This window comes from Sinorhizobium sp. CB7 (assembly GCF_041357635.1).
Lineage (GTDB): Bacteria > Pseudomonadota > Alphaproteobacteria > Rhizobiales > Rhizobiaceae > Rhizobium.
On the sequence record NZ_JAULLL010000007.1, the window covers coordinates 243783 to 262221 of the forward strand.

Sequence of the window (18439 nt, forward strand, 5' to 3'; positions counted from 1 at the left end):
GGAAATCCGTAAGCGCGCGGAAACGAATTCTCTTTTAAAAGGCCGATGCGGTTTTTTGTTCCCTTGTTTGTCGCAACTGTCGTTGAACGGGTTCTTTTGCTCCTGTCACGATAACCGCCGCTGAAGGATGGGATATCTTTTTCCGCGAACACCGCCTATGGTTCCGGCTTTGACACGGGAGATTTGTTAAGCCGTGCATCTCGGCACCCTCTTTGTAGCAAGCCATGTGCTGACGCTCGGTTCGGTGCGAGAGACAGCACGGCGGCTTTCGCTTTCCGCGTCCACGGTTTCGGCGTCGATCCGCCGCCTGGAAGACGCGCTGGCAATGGACCTGACCGAACGGGCATCCGGCGAACTGGTCATCCTTCTCGCCAGCACCAAGGTGGCAGAGGGCCTGATGCCCGTCCTTCATGCGATGGCGCAGCTGGCGGAATTGCTGGGGGAGGCGCTGCCGGAAGGTCCTTACGAGCGCTGGGCCTCCCGTGTTTCTTTGAAGATCGCCACGATGGAGCGCTTTCTGGAAGTTGCCGACCAGGGCAGCATCAATCGCGCCGCCCGGCGCTTGCGACTGGGCCAGCCGCAGCTCTCCTTGCAGATCGCCAATCTGGAAGAGTTTTTGGGGTGCCGCCTGTTTGAGCGTCACGTTCAGGGTTCGGTCCTGACAGGCGAAGGCAGGCAAGTGCAAGCGATCTTCTGGTCGATCATCCACGCCTGGAACGATCTGAGGGCTTCGGCCGACGAGCGCTATCGCCGCGCCGCGCGATCGCTCCGCATCGGCTCGATTATTCCGACCGGCGCTGAAAGCTGGGTCGCCCGCTGCCTCGGCATTCTGGTCTCCGAATGGAACATTGGTGGCAACAGGAATGCAATATCCCTGGTTCTGATGACGGCGGACGATCTGCGCGAGGCCCTGAAGTCGGGCCGGATCGATGTTGCGATCCTCGATTCGGTTTTTGGGCTGGAGCGCTTTCAACACAGGCTGCTCGTGGAGACCGAAATGGTCGCGATCGCGCCGCCGGAAAGCACGGAAACGACGGCTGCCGATCTCATCGCCAATCATCCGGTCTGCACGCCCAGCCCACGCACCGGCCTCGGTCATGCGGCCATGACCTTCGATTACGAGCGCGCCCGCAACCGACCGCTACGAAACCTGGACATCACGGCCGCCGATTCCCTTCCGGTGATCGTCGATCTCGTCGCCAATCATGGCTACGTCTCTTTCCTCGGCAGGGTGAGCGCCATGCCGATTGCTGACAAAGTGCGTGTCGTCGAACTCGGCGAACGCGTGCCGATGTCCTATCACGTGGCTCATAACCACCGCAAAGCGTCCGCGGACGCCGGCATGCTGATCGTAGAAGCCGTCCGGACGATCGTCGATCAGCCGACCGAACGGACGGAGTAAAAAACGTCAGGTTCGAAGGAAAAATCCTTGTCGAATGGATAGGTGGGATGCTGCTTGCGCAGGCGCGGCAAACGCTCAACGAACTGGTCGACGACGCCTGGCGACAGCGCCATCAGGTTCGGATTGGCGATCGGCGCCAGTTCCGGCGACAGATAGCCGGACTTGACGACAATGATCCTGGCCCCGTGCGGATCGAGTCCGAGGCGGGTGAAGTCCGCAATGTTGTGACAGGGGCGGCGTTTGGCCGAGAGCACTAGGTCGATGCCGCCGATCGAAACCACCGCCTGCCGATCCGCGGCGTCGGCGGTCTCCAGCAGAAATTTGACGGTAAAACGCGCCGATACCGGTTTGCTTCCTTTCGTATCGAGCGATGCGCCGACGGTGAGCTCAAGCGTCGCGCCGGCACCTGCCGCATAGCAGGCCTCGGTCGCCGGCTTGTCGGCGATGCCGGCGAAGACGACACCGGTTGCTCCTTTGGCAATCAGCTCGGCAAGCACATCGGCGCGGTCGCCAACCCCGCCGCCGGTCGGATTGTCGCCGGATTCGGCAAGCACCACCGGAGCTGTGGGACTCGCGATCGCCCGGGCGACGCAGTCCTCGATCGACCCGGTCTCGCAGCCGAAGACGAATTCCTCGCGCGCGTCCCAATAGGCCTTGGCGACCCGTTTGGCCTCCCGTTCCAACACGGCGCGGTCAGTCCCCGTCATGATCGCGGCGGCAGTGGCGCGCGGTTCGTCGGCCCAGACATAGCCTACCATCAGTGAGGCGTCCCAAACGCCGTCGATCGCGTCGATGCCGGGCAGCATCGCATAAAGGCTCTTAGCCGGCTCATCGACTGTGCTGGTGCGCTCGCCGGGCAGCACGACCGGTATAGGCGCCCAGAGCAGGACCGGCTTTACGCCGGTTTTCAGGCTCTTCACCAGCATCGAGACCGAGCGGCGCATCGTTTCTTCGACATCGATATGCGGCGCCGTGCGATAGGTCGAATACATGTCGAGCGCGTCGAGGATGCGCTGCGTGACGTTGCCGTGAAGATCGTAGCTTGCCGAAACCGTGCAGTTGTCACCGACAAGCGCGCGGGCCGCACTGATCCAGTCGCCCTCGGCATCCTCCATACCCTCGACGTACATGGCCCCGTGCATGGCGAGATAGAGCCCGTCGAGCGGCAGTAGCGGCTTCAGCCGTTGCAGGAATTCGGTCTTGAAGGCTTCGTAGGTGGCACGAGCGACAGGGCCGCCGGCAATGGCCCGCGCATGGATCGTCGGCACGAACTCCGCATCATAATCCCTAAGGAAGGAAAAATAGGGAGCCGCCAGCAACTCCTCGCCGCGCACCACCCGGAAATCCTTCTCCTCGTTCAGGACGGGATTATACGTACTGCATTCGATGTGGATGCCACCAACGGCGATGCGCATGGAAACCTCAATTTGCGTTCGGGCCAATCAGGAAATTATGCGCGGCGATGCTCGCCGCTCCGCGCGCCCATATGTCACTGTCGACAAGCTTGGTGCGGATCGGGGTCTGGCCGGCATAGCGCGGCAGCACGTTCGCCTCGAGCGATTGCCGCACGACCGTGCCGAACAGTCCTTCGAAGGAGCCTTCGAGATGGGTGATCAGGATCATGCCGGGATCGTTCATCTGGATGAGATGCGCGATTGCCAGGCCCAGAGCCGAACCCGCCTTGTGAAGGATGCCGATGGCGGAGGCGTTACCGGTCGAGGCCTCGTGCTCGAGATCGGAAAGAGAGGTGCATTTCAACCCTGCAGCCCGTGACATCTCCTTGATCGCCTTCATCGAGGCGATGGTGTCGAGGCATCCGCGCTTGCCGCAGCGACAGGGAGAACCGCCCGGCTCGATCGTGCAATGGGCGATCTCTCCGGCGCCGCCATGATTGCCGCGATAGAGTTTGCCCTCGATGAAATGCGCGCAGCCGATGCCGTCACCGAGCGAGACGACGCTGAAATTCTGGATCTCGCGGGCGCTGCCGAAGAGCTTTTCGCTGACTGCGACCGCCTTCGCATCGTTTTCGATGAAGGTCTCGACGCCGGTTTTTTGCCGGATAATGTCAGCGAGCGGAACGTCCTGCCAGCCGAGCAGGGTCGATTGTACGCAGGTCGCCTGCTCCTCGTCGACAAAGCCGGAGAGCGCGACGCCGATACCGGCGAGCTTCTGCGCCGCATCGGGATGCGTTTTGACGAGGTCCGGCAGGGATGCCGAAACGGCGGCGGCAAGAATCTTGGGATCCCGGGAAAGCGGCATGCTCTGCCGCGTTATGATGTTGCCGTTGAGATCGCTGAGGATCATCGGCGCCGGATCTTCCAAAAGGGAAATGCCGACGAAGAATGCGCATTCCGGTCGAAGATCGAGCAGCACCGAGGGGCGACCCTGACCGTAGATGGTCTCCGTCTCATGCAGCACGCCAAGATCGATCAGATCGCGTGCAATACCGCTCATTGCGGCTTTGCTGAGACCCATCAGCGCCGCCAGTTCGGTCCTGCTCAGCGGACCGGATTCACTAATGACGCGCAGAAGCTGGCGCTGAGAGGATGTAAGCATGCGGGATTCCACTCGGAGACGTCTTGTTATTATGGCTTGACATTAAGTTTAGGAAGTGAACAAATCAACACCAATAAATTACAAAAATGATCTAAGTCGATCACAAGAATCGACTGAAAGAATCAGCAAAAAGGGTGAACAAAATGGCGATGTTTCAAAAGAGTTTTCTCAAGAGCCGGCGTTTTGCATTGGCCTGCGCCGTGGGCGGTGCCCTGCTGACGCCTGCAGGCGCGACGGCGGCGACATTGACGGTCATGCAGACGGAAACCCCGCGATCGATGGATCCGGGTGATCAGACGGCGACCTATACCGCCGCCGTTCTCGACCCGATGTATGAGGGCCTTATTGCTCGTGCGCCCGACCTTTCCTTAAAGCCGGCGCTTGCCACCGAATGGTCGAGCGACGATGCCGGTCTCGTCTGGACCTTCAAGCTGCGTCCGGGCGTCAAGTTCCATGACGGCACGCCCTTCGACGCCGATGCCGTCGCCACGAATTTTGCCCGCCATCTCGATACCAAGCGTGGGCTGGCCGCCAGCGGCCGTCTCCGCTCCTTCCTCGAAAGCGTGACGGCCGTCGACCCGATGACGGTTCAATTCAAGCTCAAGAAGCCCTATCCGGCGTTTCTGGCCTTGCTGACGACCGGCCCCTGCCTGATGGTCAGCCCCGCTGCCGATGCGGCCGGGACCATCGGCAGCAAGGCTGTCGGCACAGGTCCTTACAAGCTTGCCGAATACAAGTCCGGCGAATATGTGCTGGAGGCAAAGAACCCGGATTACTGGGGTGGTGCTCCCAAGGGCGCCGACGAAATCAAATGGACCTGGACGTCCGAACCTTCCGTCATGAACATGGCGCTGCAGACGGGCGATGCCGATGTGGTCAATCCGCTTCCGGCTGCCTTCGCCAGGCAGTTGCAGGCCAATCCGGACATGAAGGTCAACACGTCCGATGGTTCCGCAGTCTTCTGGGTTTCGCTGAATACCAAGCTGAAGCCGCTGGACGATGTCCGCGTTCGTCAGGCGTTGAATTACGCTACCGATCGCGACGGTCTGGTCCGGGCGATCATGCAGGGCTTTGCAACGCCGGCTAACTCGCCTCTGGCGCCTGTCACGCCAGGCTACGACAAGTCACTTGTGCCCTACAGCTACGATATTGAAAAGGCCAAGAAGCTGCTGGCGGATGCCGGCTACCCCAACGGCTTCGAAATGTCGACCATCGTGCAGGAGCCGGAAGCCCGTATCGGCGAACTGCTGCAGGCCATGTGGACAAAGATCGGCGTCAAGCTGGATGTCCGTCGTATGGAGAGCGGCGTCTGGTCCAAGGCAGCATTCGCAGATCCGGCCGGCAAGCAGGCTGACAACATCGGCTCGGTCATCGCCTCCTGGTCTTCCGGCGTCAACGGCGCGGATCTGCAATTCCGCCCGCTCTACCATTCCGCAAGCTCTTCGCCGGCCGGCGCCAATCTCGGCTTCTTCAACGATCCGAAGCTTGACGCACTGATCGACAAGGCGGCTTCCACGCTCGATGAGACGGCGCGCAATGCGATCTATGTCGATGCGCAGAAAGAGGTCAATGAACAGGCGCCGCATGTCCTGCTCTATACGACGCAGGACCTTTATGCGACGCGAGCCGGTGTTAACGGCGTCTGGCTCGTTCCGGGCGGCCTTGTCATCGTCAAGGACGCAACGAAGGGCTGATGTCGTCATGCGGCAGGCGCTTCCTCCCGGCGCCTGCCGGCAATGATTTGAGAATGCGGTCGGATGAAAGCCTATATCGCCAGGAAATTGCTTGCGCTGCCGTTCATCCTGATCGGTGTGTCGCTGCTGATCTTCATCGCGATCCGTGCCTTGCCTGGCGACCCGGCCCGCATGATGGCCGGATCGGAGGCAACGCAGGAAGCTGTAGATCATATGCGCGCACGGCTCGGCCTTGATCGCAGCATTCCTGCTCAATACGCTCAGTTCGCCTATGGCGCGGTGCGGGGCGATCTCGGCACATCGATCAAATCGAAGCTGCCGGTCGTCGACGAGATTACCGAGCGCATGCCCTTCACCATCGGATTGGCCGTCACCGCCTATCTTCTTGCCATTGCCATCGGCGTTCCAGCCGGCATGGTCGGCGCGATCTTCCGCCACGGCTGGCCGGACCAGATCGTTATGCTGCTCGCGATCGCGGGAGCCTCCATCGCCAATTTCTGGCTGGCGCTGCTCGCCATGAATACGTTTTCGGTCGGCCTCGGCTGGCTGCCGCTGCTCGGCGCGACATCCTGGAAGAGCTTCATCCTGCCGTCGATAACGCTGGCTGTCCTGCCGATGGCGGTCATCGCACGCATGACCCGCTCCAGCATGATCGAAGTTCTTGCGCAGGACTATATCCGCACGGCGCGGGCCAAGGGTGTCCCGTCGGGCTCCATCTATTGGAGTCATGCGCTGCGCAACGCCCTGATCCCGATCGTCACCATTGTCGGCCTCAATTTCGGCAGCCTGATTGGCGGCGCGGTCGTCACCGAATCCGTCTTCAACTGGCCGGGCATTGGCCGGCTCTTGGTCGACTCCGTGCGTTATCGCGATTATCCGGTCATCCAGGGCGTGACGCTGGTCGCGGTCACCGGCGTGGTCGTTATGAACTTCCTCGCCGAACTGCTGATTGCCGTGCTCAATCCGAAGATAAGGTTCGACTGATGGCGGCGATCGAGACCGACAGCAAAGCCATGGCGAGCCGCGGCCGCTTGAAGAGGACCACGCGCTGGGTGTTCGCGCACAAGAGCATTGCCATCGGCGGCACGCTGATCGGCCTCATCATGCTCCTTGCCGCCTTCGCGCCTTTCATCACATCGGCCGATCCCTACGCGCAGGATCTGCTGGCGACCATGCTGCCTCCCTCCTGGGACCACCCATTCGGAACGGACGACAATGGCCGCGATATATTTGCCCGCGTCATCTACGGCGCGCGGATTTCGCTGGTGGAGGTCGTGCTCAGCGTCGGTCTCGCGGTCGTCGTCGGTGTGCCGCTCGGGATCCTTTCTGGCATGGTCGGGCGATATGTCGACCAGGCGATCATGTGGTGCATGGATATTCTTTTCGCATTCCCCGGCATCGTGCTCGCCATCCTCATCGTTAGCGTCCTCGGCTCCAGCCTCGTGAACCTGTTGATCGCGATCGCCATCTTTTCGGTGCCCGTTTATGCCCGCCTCAGCCGCAATCTCACGCTCGGTCTGAAGAGCATGGAATATGTCGAGGCGGCGATTTCGATGGGTGTCCGCCGCCACCGCATCATGACGCATTACATCCTGCGCAATGCGATCGGACCGATTATCGTGCAGTCGACGCTGACCGCTGGCACGGTCGTCCTCTCTGCCGCAAGCCTCTCCTTTCTTGGCCTCGGCGCTCAGCCGCCGCTGCCGGAATGGGGCGCGATGATGAGCGATGGGCGCAACTATCTCGGACTCAACATCTATATGTCGCTCTTTCCGGGCCTGGCGATCATGGTAACCGTCCTCGGCTTCAACATTCTGGGCGATGGCCTGCGCGACCTTCTGGATCCACGCAAATGACCCTCGCTGCTGCCAATCCCCGGAGCGTAGGATGCCCTGCCACGGCGGTGCCGGTCTTCTGCGTCGATGTCGGCGGCTCCTTCATGAAGTTCGCCGTCTCGCCGGCACCGGGAGCCCTGGTACCCTTGGAAAGGGTTTCGACGCCCGCGACCGATTGGCATGATTTTGCCGGAACCCTTGCGGACCTGATTGCGCGCAATGCCTCAGCAGCGGCGTCTTCATCGCCCCTTGCTCTTTCCATAGCGGGGCTCGTTGATCCGGGAAATGGTGTTGCGACCTCCGCCAACATCCCATGCGTGACCGGCCGCCGCCTGAGCGAGGAATTGACGGCCATGCTCGGCCGTTCGGTCGTTGCCGCCAACGATGCCGATTGCCTCACGCTCGCCGAGGCCAGTGCCGGCGCCGGACAGGGTCATTCGGTTGTCTTCTGCGCCATTCTCGGCACCGGCGTCGGTGGCGGGCTCGCGGTCGATGGCCGATTGGTCAAGGGAGCCGGCGGCGTCACGGGTGAATGGGGTCACGGGCCGATCGTTAATACCACCGTTGATCTCGGAGATGGCGGCTCGCCTCTCCATATTCCGCGTTTTTCCTGCGGCTGCGGCCAATCCGGTTGCGTCGACACGATCGGAGGGGCGCGCGGCATCGAGCGGCTGCACCGTTTCCTGCATGCGCGCCAGGAAAGCAGTCGTCACATTCTAGACAATTGGCAACAGGGCGAGACCGCGGCGGCAAGGACCGTTGCAGTCTATCTGGAACTGCTCGCCGATCCACTGGCACTCGCCGTCAACATCACAGGCGCATCGATCGTGCCGGTTGGCGGCGGGCTCGCGTCCGCCACGCCGCTGATCGAGGCCCTCGACATTGCCGTCCGCCGGCGCATCCTGAACCGGTTCGAGCGCCGCTTGGTCGTGCCGGCGATGAGACAGGACGACGGCGGACTTGTGGGTGCGGCCGCGCTTGGCCATCAGGGAGAATGAACGTGACCTTGTTGCTGGAAGTGTGCGTGGACAGCCCGCAGGGCCTTGCGGCCGCGATCGAAGGCGGTGCCGATCGCATCGAACTGTGTTCGGCCCTCGAACTCGGCGGCCTGACACCCTTGCCCGGATTGATGAAGGCGGCCGCCACGGCGCCGATTCCGGTCTATGCTATGATCCGCCCGCACGCGGGCCCCTTCGTATTTGACGAAGCCGACGAAGCAGCGATGATGGCCGATATCGACGCGGTCCATGCCGCCGGTCTCGCGGGCGTCGTCATCGGCGCCAATCGGCCGGATATGATTCTGGACTTGCCGCTATTGCACAGGCTGAAGGCCCATGCCGCCGGCCTCGGCGCGACGCTGCACCGTGCCTTCGATCTGGTGCCGGATGCCGACATTGCGCTGGAACAGGCGATCGAGCTCGGCTGCGAGCGTATCCTGACTTCCGGCTGCGCTATAAAAGCACCTGATGGCATCGAGACGCTGAAGCGCATTTCGGCAAAAGCAGCCGGCCGTATCTCGATCATGCCCGGCAGCGGCATTCGCCCCGGCAATGTCGCTGAAATCCTGAAGCAGACCGGCGCGCACGAGGTTCACGCCTCCTGCAGTTCTCCCTTCGAAAGCGCCGATGCGCGCGCCGTTGCTTTCGGCTTTCAGGCAGCTGGATCCAACAAGACCGATATCTCGGTGATCAGGCAAATGCGCCGGGTAATCGACGCTGCGGCATAGCAAGTCCGATGGGACTAACCACCGACCTTGATCACCGCCTTGATGAGCCCGCTCTTCTCATGGGCCCAGAGCGCGAGATCGCGCGGCGTGTCGGCAAGCGTTGTCCGGTGGGTGATAAGCTTGTCGACCGGAACCAGCCCCTTCGCGATCGAATCCGCCACGTGCTCGAAATCGACGCGTGTCGCATTGCGGCTGCCGATCAGCATCATCTCGCGCTTGTGAAATTCGGGATCCGAAAAACGGATCTCATCCTTTACGACGCTGACCAACACGAGCGCACCGCCATGGGCGACGTAGCCGAAGGCCTTTTCCATCGAAGGGCCGTAGCCGGTGGCATCGAAAACGACGTCGAAACCATCGCCGTTGGTTTTCGCCTTAACGGATTCCGAAGTGCTTTCGTTGGCAAGAATGACCGACGAGAAGCCGAAGCGCTCCGCAGCCATCCGCAGCCGCTCGGCGCTGGTATCGAGCAGCGTGACATCGTGGCCGGCGATGCGGGAGAAGATTGCGGCACCCAGCCCGATTGGCCCGGCGCCGATCACCATTGAACGCATACCGGGACCGGCCATCGAGCGGCGGACGGCATGGGCGCCGATCGCCAGGAATTCGATGGTGGCGGCGGCTTCGAGGCTCAGCCCCTTCGCGACATAGAGATTGTCTACGGGAACGGTGATCTCTTCGCAGAAGGCTCCGTCGGTATGGACGCCGAGCACTTTCAGATTCATGCAGCAGTTCGGCTTGCCCTGGCGACAGGCGATACAGGCGCCGCAGGAGAGGTAGGGATTGACGATGACCGGCGTGCCGGCCGCCATATCGACGCCGTCGCCCGCTTGCAGAACGGTGGCGGAAATCTCATGGCCCATCACGCGCGGGTATTCGAGGAACGGGTGCTTGCCCTCGAAGATGTGGTAATCCGTGCCGCAAATGCCGACATGGCTGACGGCGAGGCGCACCCAGGCCGGTTGGGGTGTTCCGGGCGGGGCGCGTTCAACGACTTCGAGCACACCGGGCTGCTGGCAAAGTACTGCTTGCATCTTGGATCCTAGGTTTCGAATGACGACGCCGGCCATCTGTCGGCGTCGTTCATGTCACGATCACGGGCTGCGACGCCGGCGCAATTGGTCGAAATAGACGATCACGATGATCAGAAGGCCGGTGATGATGCGTTGCCAGAAGGAGTTGACGTTCAGAAGGTTCGCGCCGTTGTTGATGGTCGCGAGAATGAAAGCTCCGATCAACGGGCCATGAACCGAGCCGATTGCACCGAAGAGGCTGGTGCCGCCGATCACGGAAGAGGCGATCGCCTGCAGTTCCCATCCCTCCGCCTGTGTGGCGTTGCCGATGCCGATACGCGAGGCGAGCAGCACGCCGACGAAGGCCGCGCAGGTGGCCGACAGGATATAGGCTGTGTAGATCGTCCGGTTGACGTTGACGCCGGAGAGGCGCGCTGCCTCACGGTTCGAGCCGACCGCGAAGAGGTAGCGTCCCCAGCGGCTGAGATGCAGGTAGACATAGGCGGGTATCGCCACCAGGATCACCATCCAGAAGAGGCTGGGGATTCCCAGGAAATCGGCGCGCGCGAAATTGGTGAAGGTCTCGTCGGTAATCGAGATCGTCGAGCCGTTGGTGATGAGAAGGCCGATGCCGCGCAGCGAGGTCAGCGTTGCAAGCGTGATGATGAAGGGCGGCAGGCCCATGTGGACGATGCCGAAGCCATGGAAGATGCCGATACCGACGCCGATGAGAAGCGTGATGGCGATCGAGGCCCAGAGCGGCACTCCCGCCTGCAGCAGCCAGGCGATGATGACGCTGGTGAAGCCGACGATCGCGCCGACCGACAGGTCGATACCTGCGGTGATGATGACGAATGTCTGCCCGACCGCCAGGATCGCCGTCATGGCGCCCTGCCGCAGCAGGTTGCTGATATTGAGCGGGGTCCAGAAACTGGCGGTCGTGAAGCCGAGGACGATCCAGAGGAAGAGCAGTAATCCGATCAGCGTCAGGCCGAAGAGAAGATTGAGCCTGCGCCGCGGTGCAACGGCGGCGCTGTCGGTTGAGGTGATTGTCATTGCTTTTGCTCCCTCTTCATTCTTTGTTGCTTAAACGCCGATGGCTTCGCTGAGGACTTCTTCGTGACTTGCCGCGTGGAAATCATGGCTGGCGACCAGCTGACCGCGTCGGAAGACATGCAGCCGATCGGCAAGTTCATAGACCTCCGGCAGATAGGAGGAGATCAGGATGATGCCGGCGCCCTCCCGCAGGAGCTTGGCGAACAGCCGGTAGATCTCGGCCTTGGTCCCGACGTCGACGCCGACCGTCGGCTCATCGAAGATGAAAAGCCGGGCGCCATGGCTCAGCCATTTGCCGATGACGATCTTCTGCTGATTTCCGCCGGACATGCTCGAGGCGGGAACGCGGCGGCTTGGCGTCTTGATGCTGAGATCGCGGATCTGCTTGTCGGCATTCGCCGCTTCCTGGCCGCGGTTGATGACCGGCCCTTGGCTAAGCTTCTTGAAGACCGGCAAATTGATGTTGAGGCCGATCGGAAGGTTGAGGCAGAGGCCCTGATCGCGACGGCTCTCCGGCGCAAGCGCAATGCCGAGCCTCATGGCGTCGTGCTCGCTGCGGATGTTCACTTTCCTGCCCTGCCAGAAGATTTCTCCCGCCGACAGTGGCTGGCGGCCATAGAGGCCGAGTGCAAACTCGCTGCGACCGGCGCCGATAAGGCCGTAAAGCCCGACGATCTCGCCGGCGCGCACGCTGAGCGACACATTCTCGAAACCCGGGCCGGAGAGGCCACGAACATCGAGGATCGTCTCGCCGATCGGGATTTCTTCCTTGTGGTAGATCTGCTCGATCGTGCGGTTGATCATCAGTGCAATCAGCTCGGCCTCGTTGGTCTCGCCGATCATGCGCGTGCCGACATGCGTGCCGTCTCGCAGCACTGAAACGCGGTCGGCGATCTCGAAGACCTCTTCCATGCGATGGCTGATATAGACGATGGTGACGCCTTCGCCCTGCAGGCGGCGGATCAGCTTGAAGAGCTGCGCCGACTCCTGCCGGGTGAGATAGGCGGTCGGCTCGTCGAAGATGAGAAATTGCGTGCCGCGCATGGCCGCGCGGGCGGTGGCCACGAGCTGTTGCTGACCTATCGTCAGCGAGCTCAGAAGGGCTGCGGCCGGCAGGCCGAAGCCGAGATCGTCGAGAACGGCCTGCGCCATTTTCTCCATCTGCTTCTTGCGCATCAACCCGTAGCGGTTGACCTCGTCACCGAGAAAGAGATTGGCGGCAACCGTCAGGTGAGGGCAGAGAACGACTTCCTGGTGAACGGCGTTGATGCCGCGTGCGATCGCCTCGTTCGGCGTCGCCAGCGCGACGGTATGGCCGCACCAGAGGATTTCGCCGGCCGTTCGCTTGATGACGCCCGTCAGGAGTTTGATGAGCGTGGATTTGCCGGCGCCGTTTTCACCGACGATGGCATGGATCTCTCCCGCCAGAAACGTCATCGTCGCCGGCTTCAGTGCCTGGACGTAACCGTAGTTCTTCTGCAAACCCTTGAGTTCGAGGATCGGCGAACCTGCGGGAATGCGGTTTGCCTCGGTCATTACGGCGCTGTCATCGTGGCGATGACTGACCTCTTCCAGGCTGCTCATAAGCCTATCCTCCTCCTTGCGAATCCCGCGTCTCCACCCGCAAAACCCGCACTCCGGTCAAAACCACATGCATGGAGAAAGGGCCGCGCCGGTTTTTCAGCCGGCACGGCCAATCACAGGATCACTTGATCTTCGGATTGAGCAGCGCGTCGATCTTTGGCTCGCTCATGTTTGCCTTTGTCACCAGGTTTGCGCCCGTATCGACATTGGCTTCCACTTTTTCGCCCTTCGAGGCAGCGAGCGCGGTTTTCACGCCGTCATAGCCCATCCGGTAGGGATCCTGGACAACGAGACCGGCAAGCGAACCTTCTTTGAGGAAGCCCACGGTCTTGTCGTCGCTGTCGAAGCCGATCACCTTGATCTTCTCGCCGAGTTTGTTTTCAGCGATCGCCTGGCCAACGCCCTGCGCCATGATCAGGTTCGAGGCGAAGACGCCGACGAGGTTCGGGTTGGCGGTGATCAGGTCAGTCATCATGTTGAGGCCTGTCGTCGCCTGGCCGTCAGCATATCTGTCGGCGATGACTTTGAGCCCCGGATGCTTTGTCTTTACCTGATCCAGAAAACCTTCGCGGCGCTGGTCGAGTGAGCCGACGCCCGGCAGGCTGGTGATGATGGCGATTTCGCCCTCCTCCTTGCCGGTCATCTCCTTGATTGCAGCGGCAAGACCGTCAGCGGCGATACGCCCACCCTGAACGTTGTCGGTGGTCAGGAACGAGGTGAAAGCCTTGGAGTCGGCAGCGGAGTCGATGCCGATGATCGGCACGGACTTGGCGGCTTCATCGATGGGCTTTCCAAGAGCCTTGAATTCGGTCGGCGATATCACAACGGCGGCGGGTTTGCCGGCGACGGCATTTTCCAGAATGCTGATCTGGCCATTGATGTCGGATTCGGACTGGGCGCCGAGTTCCGGAACGTTGACGCCGAGGTCCTTGCCAGCCGCCCGCGCCCCGGCGAGAACGATCTGCCAATAGAAGGATGTCGTGTCCTTGACGATGATCGGGATAGTCACGTTCTGCGCAAAGGATGCGGCAGGCATGACGGCTGCGAAAATTGCCGCACCGGCAAGGCCGGTAAAGGTGCGGCGGGACAGAAGCGACTTAGCGATTCTCATAAGGTTCTCCTCTCAAACGCGTTCTCCTCCATGTAAACCGGACCGCTGAACGCAGGCGGACGATTTTTATCGATAAAAAACATTTTGAAAAGCTAGCTGAGCCTTTACCAAATTGCAAGTGGGTTGGCTGGGGCTTGCGTTGCTCCCGTTAAGCGTCTGAATTTTCAAAGCATTTCAGAGCGATCTCCAGAACTTAGCCGTAGTAGACCTCGTGCGGATGGACGACGCCTTTCTTCAGGATGAGGTTGCCATACAGGCGGAATTCCGTTGTCGCGACGATATAGGCGGCCTTGCGTGAGCGTTCGTAGAATGCGAACCGCTCAACCGGGATGATCTTGAATTCCCCGGCCCGCTTGGCGACGACATCCTGGAATTCCAGGCAGATCTCCGGCACGGCCGTCGGATCGCCGACGACTTCCATCCGCCATGCCGCTTCCGGCACGAAAGTATCGAGCGGCATATGCGTCAGGATTGCTTCGGCCATCGCCACAGCGCTGACGCCATCGGCGCGAATGACCTCCGGTCCCATAAAACTCGACGGAAAATTCGCATCCGCGATCACGATCTCGTCGCCATGACCCATGCGCCTCAAGGCATGAAGCAGTTCCGGACCAAGCAGGGGGTGGATTCCTTTGAGCATATTGATCTCCTTAGACCCGGACCGCGTCTTCGCCGAGTGGCGGCGCGACAAGCGTCAGGTTTTCAAATTCGAAAAACAGGTTATCCGGCAAAGGCTGCTCGATGAGCGCCATGTTCCTTTCGAGGGTGGAAGCTTTCGCCGTTCCGATCAGCACCGAGGCGACGCTTGGATCGCGCAGCGGAAACTGCAGGGCAGGGGCTGCAAGTGGTACGCCTTGACGTTCGGCGATCTCCTCCATCGCCCCGACTTTGGCAAGCACCTCGTCGGTTGCCGGCATGTAGTCGAAGTGCGATCCTGGCACCGGCCCGGTCGCGAGAATGCCGGAATTGAAGACGCCGCCGATGACGAGCGACGTGTCCTTCCGCCTGCAGAGCGGCAGCAACTCGGCGACCGCCGAGCGATCGAGCAGCGTATAGCGGCCGGCAAGCAGGATGCAATCGATATCCGCATTGCGCATAACGTCGAGGCAGACCGGTACCTCGTTGACGCCGAGGCCGAAGGCGGAAATCGCGCCTGAAGATTTCAGCTGTTCCAGCGCCTTCACGCCGGAATCGAGGAACTGGCGCAGATAGACGGCGTTCTTCGCCGCGCCATGCGTGTAGCCGCCGATGTCGTGGACATAAAGAATATCGATGCGGTTGAGGCCGAGCCGGGCATAGCTGAATTCGACCGAGCGCATGATGCCATCATAGGAATAGTCGTAATCGGCGTCGAAGGAGAGCGGATCGACATAGCTGTAATCCGGCACCGTGCCGGTCGGGACCGGTCTCAGCAGGCGGCCGACCTTCGTGGAGAGCACGTAGCTCTTTTCCGGCTTCTGCTGCAGGAAATCGCCGACCCGCCGCTCTGCGAGACCTAGTCCATACCAAGGCGCGACGTCGAAATAGCGGATGCCGCTATCCCAGGCCGCATCAAGCGTTTCCATCGCCTGATCGCGCGGACAGGCGCGAAACAGGCCGCCGAGAGCGGCTGCGCCGAAGCTGATTTCGGTCACCTCCAGCTTTGTCCTGCCGATCCTTCTCGTCTTCATCATCCCTCCCGTGAAGACTTTGAAACTTACAGCGCCGTGCATCTTACAAAGCGCACGAGGTCGCTGTAACACTTTGAATTGCTGCATAGTTTTATCCTTAAATCAGTTCGATTTAAGGAACCATGCAGTAGGTCAGAGTGTCGCGCCCAGATGCCAGGGCACGAACTCGTTGTCGCCGTAACCGAAGAGCTCGCTCTTGGTCTTCTTGCCGGAGGCCGTGTCAACGATCAGATCGAAGATCTCGCGGCCCTTGCCGCTGATCGTTGCATCACCGGTGGCGATCGTACCGCAATCGATGTCCATGTCCTCTTCCATCGAGGCGTAGAGCGCCGAATTGCTGGAAAGCTTGATCGACGGCGCAGGACGACAGCCGAAGCAGCTGCCTCGACCGGTCGTGAACGCGATCATGTTCGCGCCGCCGGCAACCTGCCCCGTCGCCGAAACCGGGTCGTATCCCGGCGTGTCCATGAAGACGAGACCATGCTCTGTCACGCGCTCCGCATAGCCGTAGACGGCGGTCAGAGGCGAACGGCCGCCCTTGGCGACGGCGCCGAGAGACTTTTCCAGAATGGTCGTCAGCCCGCCGCGCTTGTTGCCGGGAGAGGGGTTGTTATCGAGGGAGGCGTCGTGCAGCGCGACATATTTCTCCCACCAGGCGATTTTCTCATCGAGTTTACGTGCGACATCCTCGCTGACGGCGCGGCTGCGCAACAGATGCTCGGCGCCGTAAATTTCCGAGGTTTCCGAAAGGATCGCCGTCCCGCCCGCGGCAGCAAGAATATCCGCCGCAGCACCAAGGGCCGGATTGGCGGTAATTCCCGAAAAGCCGTCCGAACCGCCGCATTGCAGACCAATGATAATCTCACCGACGGGGATCGGTTCGCGGCGAGCCTTGCCAACATCATCGGCAATTTCTTTGAGAACGCCCATGGCGCGCTCGACAGCCCGACGGGAACCGCCGGCATCCTGGATGTTGAAATGGCGCTTGGCCGCGCCTGCACCGCTCTGGCCGTAAAGCGTGAGCTGGTTGACTTCGCAGCCGAGGCCGATCATCAGCACGCCGCCGAAATTCACGTGCCGGGCATAGCCGGCGAGCGTTCTATGGAGGACGGACATGCCGTCGCCAGTCGAGCTCATGCCGCAACCCTGGTCATGCACGATCGGCACGAAACCGTCGATACCGTCGTAATGCGGCAGAATTGTCCGGTTCGCCTCCTCGGCGATCGCGCGACAGACCGTGGTGGAACAGTTCACGCTGGCGACGATACCGATATAGTTGCGCGTCGCAGCGCGACCGTCGGCACGGCGATAACCCATGAAGGTCCGCGCCCGGTCCTCGGCGGTCGCGGCCTCCGGCGCCGCATTCGCGGTTGCCGCCAGACGGTCGTTCTCGAAATGAAGGTTGTGGCTGTGGACGTGATCGCCGGCCTTGACCTCCTTCGTGGTCCGTCCGATCGCCTGGCCGTATTTGACGACCGGCGTTCCGAGCGGAATATCGGCAATGGCGACCTTGTGACCGGGATCGATCTTGTCGCGCGCCTCAACGCCTGCGACCGTCGAACCAGACGCAATCGCTGCTGTCGCGACCGCGACATTGTCTCCGGCCGACAGGATGATCCAGGGCTGTGTATTCAAATCGTTCTCTCCCTGAGGAAGCGCTTCGTTCCAACGGCAAAGCGCATTGATTTTGTTTTTTATCTACAATAAACATTTCCAAGTCAACGGGAATATTGATCCTGTGGACGCGGGAGGCAATCAGCCGCAGGCGACCGAAAATACGATAAAGGTCGCATCGGACAAGTTTCTGGCCCGGTTCTGCGCGCGTTGCAATAGAACCCGGGGGCAGGGCGGAAAGCGGGGGTGCATGGCAAGGCAGAATACGGTCTTCAAGGAAGCGTTCAATCGCTACGCCGCCGCATTGAAGACGGATACGACGCTGCCGTCGGAGCCGGAGATCGCTGCACAGCTCGGTATCAGCCGCAGCACGGCCCGCGCGATCCTGACGCGCCTCAATGCGGAAGGCATCATCCGCTGGAACAAGCGTCAGAAGATCGTACTTCGTGAACCGACCGAGAAGGATCTTTTCCCGGCCGAAGAGACGGATTCGCTGCATGACATCATCGAGCGCAGTTTCATGCTGCGCATCCTTTCGGACGATGCGGCGCCAGGCATGCAGATCAACGAACTCGAGCTTGCCCGCGAGATCGGCACCGGCACCACCAGCGTGCGCGAGTTCCTGATCCGCTTTTCCCGCTTCGGCCTGATTGAGAAGCGGCCGAACAGCCACTGGATCCTGAAAGGCTTCACCCGTGAGTTTGCGCTCGAACTTGCCGATGTCCGCGAAATGTTCGAGTTGCATTCGGCCGCCGAATTCGGAAAGCTGCCGCCCGAGAACCCCGCCTGGGCCGACCTCGCCGGTATCGAGCAGGAACATCATGGCATCCTTTCCGACCTCGATGCCCGCTTTAAGGAATTCTCGGCGCTCGACGAGCGCTTCCACCTCCTCATCCACCGCGCCTCGAAGAACCGCTTCATCGCTGACTTCTACGACGCTATCGCGATCATCTTCCACTATCATTATCAATGGAACAAGGCCTTTGCCCGGCAACGCAATGAGCGGGCTCTGCATGAGCATCTGGACTATATCGCTGCTCTGCAGGCGCGCGATCCGGTTCTCATAGAAGCGGCGTGCCGCCGGCATCTCGCCTCGGCGCGGCAGACCCTTCTGCAGTCCATCCCGCCGACCGCCGAGAATGAATCTGCCGCTGATGCGCTTTCCGTGAAGTGATGTG

The 18439-nt window shown here is 61.2% G+C and carries 16 protein-coding genes; 7 read left to right on the top strand and 9 right to left on the bottom strand.

Annotated elements, in window-relative coordinates; genetic code table 11:
- Positions 1-193: 193 nt before the first annotated feature.
- Positions 194-1402 carry a LysR family transcriptional regulator gene (locus AAE029_RS15485; RefSeq protein ID WP_371073748.1) on the top strand — a complete coding sequence of 403 codons (1209 nt, stop codon included), beginning with the start codon at positions 194-196 and terminating at the stop codon, positions 1400-1402.
- Here AAE029_RS15485 and AAE029_RS15490 read toward each other — a convergent pair.
- Positions 1378-2817, bottom strand: a complete 1440-nt coding sequence (locus AAE029_RS15490; RefSeq protein WP_371073749.1) for a M81 family metallopeptidase — start codon at positions 2815-2817, stop codon at positions 1378-1380. The genes AAE029_RS15485 and AAE029_RS15490 overlap by 25 nt on opposite strands.
- 7 nt (positions 2818-2824) lie before the next feature.
- Positions 2825-3958 (bottom strand): ROK family protein, encoded by a 1134-nt coding sequence (locus AAE029_RS15495; RefSeq protein ID WP_371073750.1) that lies wholly within the window; start codon positions 3956-3958, stop codon positions 2825-2827.
- A gap of 143 nt (positions 3959-4101) precedes the next feature.
- Here AAE029_RS15495 and AAE029_RS15500 point away from each other — a divergent pair, with 143 nt between their 5' ends.
- From AAE029_RS15500 to AAE029_RS15520, 5 genes are all read left to right on the top strand, one after another.
- Entirely contained in the window at positions 4102-5652 is a 1551-nt protein-coding gene (locus AAE029_RS15500; protein ID WP_371073751.1) for an ABC transporter substrate-binding protein, read from the top strand.
- A gap of 63 nt (positions 5653-5715) precedes the next feature.
- Positions 5716-6636 (top strand): ABC transporter permease, encoded by a 921-nt coding sequence (locus tag AAE029_RS15505; protein WP_371073752.1) that lies wholly within the window; start codon positions 5716-5718, stop codon positions 6634-6636.
- The gene (locus tag AAE029_RS15510) at positions 6636-7508 is read left to right on the top strand and encodes an ABC transporter permease (RefSeq protein ID WP_371073753.1); all 873 of its coding nucleotides are present in this window, start codon (positions 6636-6638) and stop codon (positions 7506-7508) included. Before AAE029_RS15505 ends, AAE029_RS15510 begins: the two co-directional genes overlap by 1 nt.
- Positions 7505-8485, top strand: coding sequence for an ROK family protein (locus AAE029_RS15515; protein ID WP_371073754.1), 981 nt, complete (start codon positions 7505-7507; stop codon positions 8483-8485). Before AAE029_RS15510 ends, AAE029_RS15515 begins: the two co-directional genes overlap by 4 nt.
- A gap of 2 nt (positions 8486-8487) precedes the next feature.
- Positions 8488-9213 carry a copper homeostasis protein CutC gene (locus AAE029_RS15520; protein ID WP_371073755.1) on the top strand — a complete coding sequence of 242 codons (726 nt, stop codon included), beginning with the start codon at positions 8488-8490 and terminating at the stop codon, positions 9211-9213.
- Positions 9214-9227: 14 nt separating this feature from the next.
- On the opposite strand, the gene AAE029_RS15525 is transcribed toward AAE029_RS15520, so the two are convergent.
- From AAE029_RS15525 to AAE029_RS15555, 7 genes are all read right to left on the bottom strand, one after another.
- A complete protein-coding gene (locus tag AAE029_RS15525; protein WP_371073756.1) occupies positions 9228-10247 on the bottom strand; it encodes a zinc-binding alcohol dehydrogenase family protein in 1020 nt (339 codons plus the stop codon).
- A 60-nt stretch (positions 10248-10307) separates the two neighbouring features.
- Positions 10308-11282, bottom strand: a complete 975-nt coding sequence (locus AAE029_RS15530) for an ABC transporter permease (RefSeq protein ID WP_371073757.1) — start codon at positions 11280-11282, stop codon at positions 10308-10310.
- A gap of 30 nt (positions 11283-11312) precedes the next feature.
- Positions 11313-12866, bottom strand: a complete 1554-nt coding sequence (locus tag AAE029_RS15535) for a sugar ABC transporter ATP-binding protein (RefSeq protein WP_371073758.1) — start codon at positions 12864-12866, stop codon at positions 11313-11315.
- Between the two features lie 121 nt (positions 12867-12987).
- A complete protein-coding gene (locus AAE029_RS15540; RefSeq protein ID WP_371073759.1) occupies positions 12988-13977 on the bottom strand; it encodes an ABC transporter substrate-binding protein in 990 nt (329 codons plus the stop codon).
- A 193-nt stretch (positions 13978-14170) separates the two neighbouring features.
- On the bottom strand, positions 14171-14617 hold the full coding sequence (locus AAE029_RS15545; protein ID WP_371073760.1) for an RbsD/FucU family protein: 447 nt from the start codon (positions 14615-14617) through the stop codon (positions 14171-14173).
- Positions 14618-14627: 10 nt separating this feature from the next.
- Complete coding sequence (locus AAE029_RS15550; protein WP_371073841.1) at positions 14628-15647, bottom strand: aldo/keto reductase; 1020 nt, start codon at positions 15645-15647, stop codon at positions 14628-14630.
- A 132-nt stretch (positions 15648-15779) separates the two neighbouring features.
- Positions 15780-17282 carry a UxaA family hydrolase gene (locus tag AAE029_RS15555; protein ID WP_371073761.1) on the bottom strand — a complete coding sequence of 501 codons (1503 nt, stop codon included), beginning with the start codon at positions 17280-17282 and terminating at the stop codon, positions 15780-15782.
- A 229-nt stretch (positions 17283-17511) separates the two neighbouring features.
- On the opposite strand from AAE029_RS15555, the gene AAE029_RS15560 reads away from it, so the two are divergent.
- Complete coding sequence (locus AAE029_RS15560) at positions 17512-18435, top strand: FCD domain-containing protein (RefSeq protein ID WP_371073762.1); 924 nt, start codon at positions 17512-17514, stop codon at positions 18433-18435.
- Positions 18436-18439 lie beyond the last annotated feature (4 nt).

Bases quoted from the DNA above. Each gene is read 5' to 3' on its own strand.
- AAE029_RS15490 (WP_371073749.1), bottom strand. From the start codon at position 2,817: ATGCGCATCGCCGTTGGTGGCATCCACATCGAATGCAGTACGTATAAT.
- AAE029_RS15495 (WP_371073750.1), bottom strand. From the start codon at position 3,958: ATGCTTACATCCTCTCAGCGCCAGCTTCTGCGCGTCATTAGTGAATCC.
- AAE029_RS15500 (WP_371073751.1), top strand. From the start codon at position 4,102: ATGGCGATGTTTCAAAAGAGTTTTCTCAAGAGCCGGCGTTTTGCATTG.
- AAE029_RS15505 (WP_371073752.1), top strand. From the start codon at position 5,716: ATGAAAGCCTATATCGCCAGGAAATTGCTTGCGCTGCCGTTCATCCTG.
- AAE029_RS15510 (WP_371073753.1), top strand. From the start codon at position 6,636: ATGGCGGCGATCGAGACCGACAGCAAAGCCATGGCGAGCCGCGGCCGC.
- AAE029_RS15515 (WP_371073754.1), top strand. From the start codon at position 7,505: ATGACCCTCGCTGCTGCCAATCCCCGGAGCGTAGGATGCCCTGCCACG.
- AAE029_RS15525 (WP_371073756.1), bottom strand. From the start codon at position 10,247: ATGCAAGCAGTACTTTGCCAGCAGCCCGGTGTGCTCGAAGTCGTTGAA.
- AAE029_RS15530 (WP_371073757.1), bottom strand. From the start codon at position 11,282: ATGACAATCACCTCAACCGACAGCGCCGCCGTTGCACCGCGGCGCAGG.
- AAE029_RS15535 (WP_371073758.1), bottom strand. From the start codon at position 12,866: ATGAGCAGCCTGGAAGAGGTCAGTCATCGCCACGATGACAGCGCCGTA.
- AAE029_RS15540 (WP_371073759.1), bottom strand. From the start codon at position 13,977: ATGAGAATCGCTAAGTCGCTTCTGTCCCGCCGCACCTTTACCGGCCTT.
- AAE029_RS15545 (WP_371073760.1), bottom strand. From the start codon at position 14,617: ATGCTCAAAGGAATCCACCCCCTGCTTGGTCCGGAACTGCTTCATGCC.
- AAE029_RS15550 (WP_371073841.1), bottom strand. From the start codon at position 15,647: ATGAAGACGAGAAGGATCGGCAGGACAAAGCTGGAGGTGACCGAAATC.
- AAE029_RS15560 (WP_371073762.1), top strand. From the start codon at position 17,512: ATGGCAAGGCAGAATACGGTCTTCAAGGAAGCGTTCAATCGCTACGCC.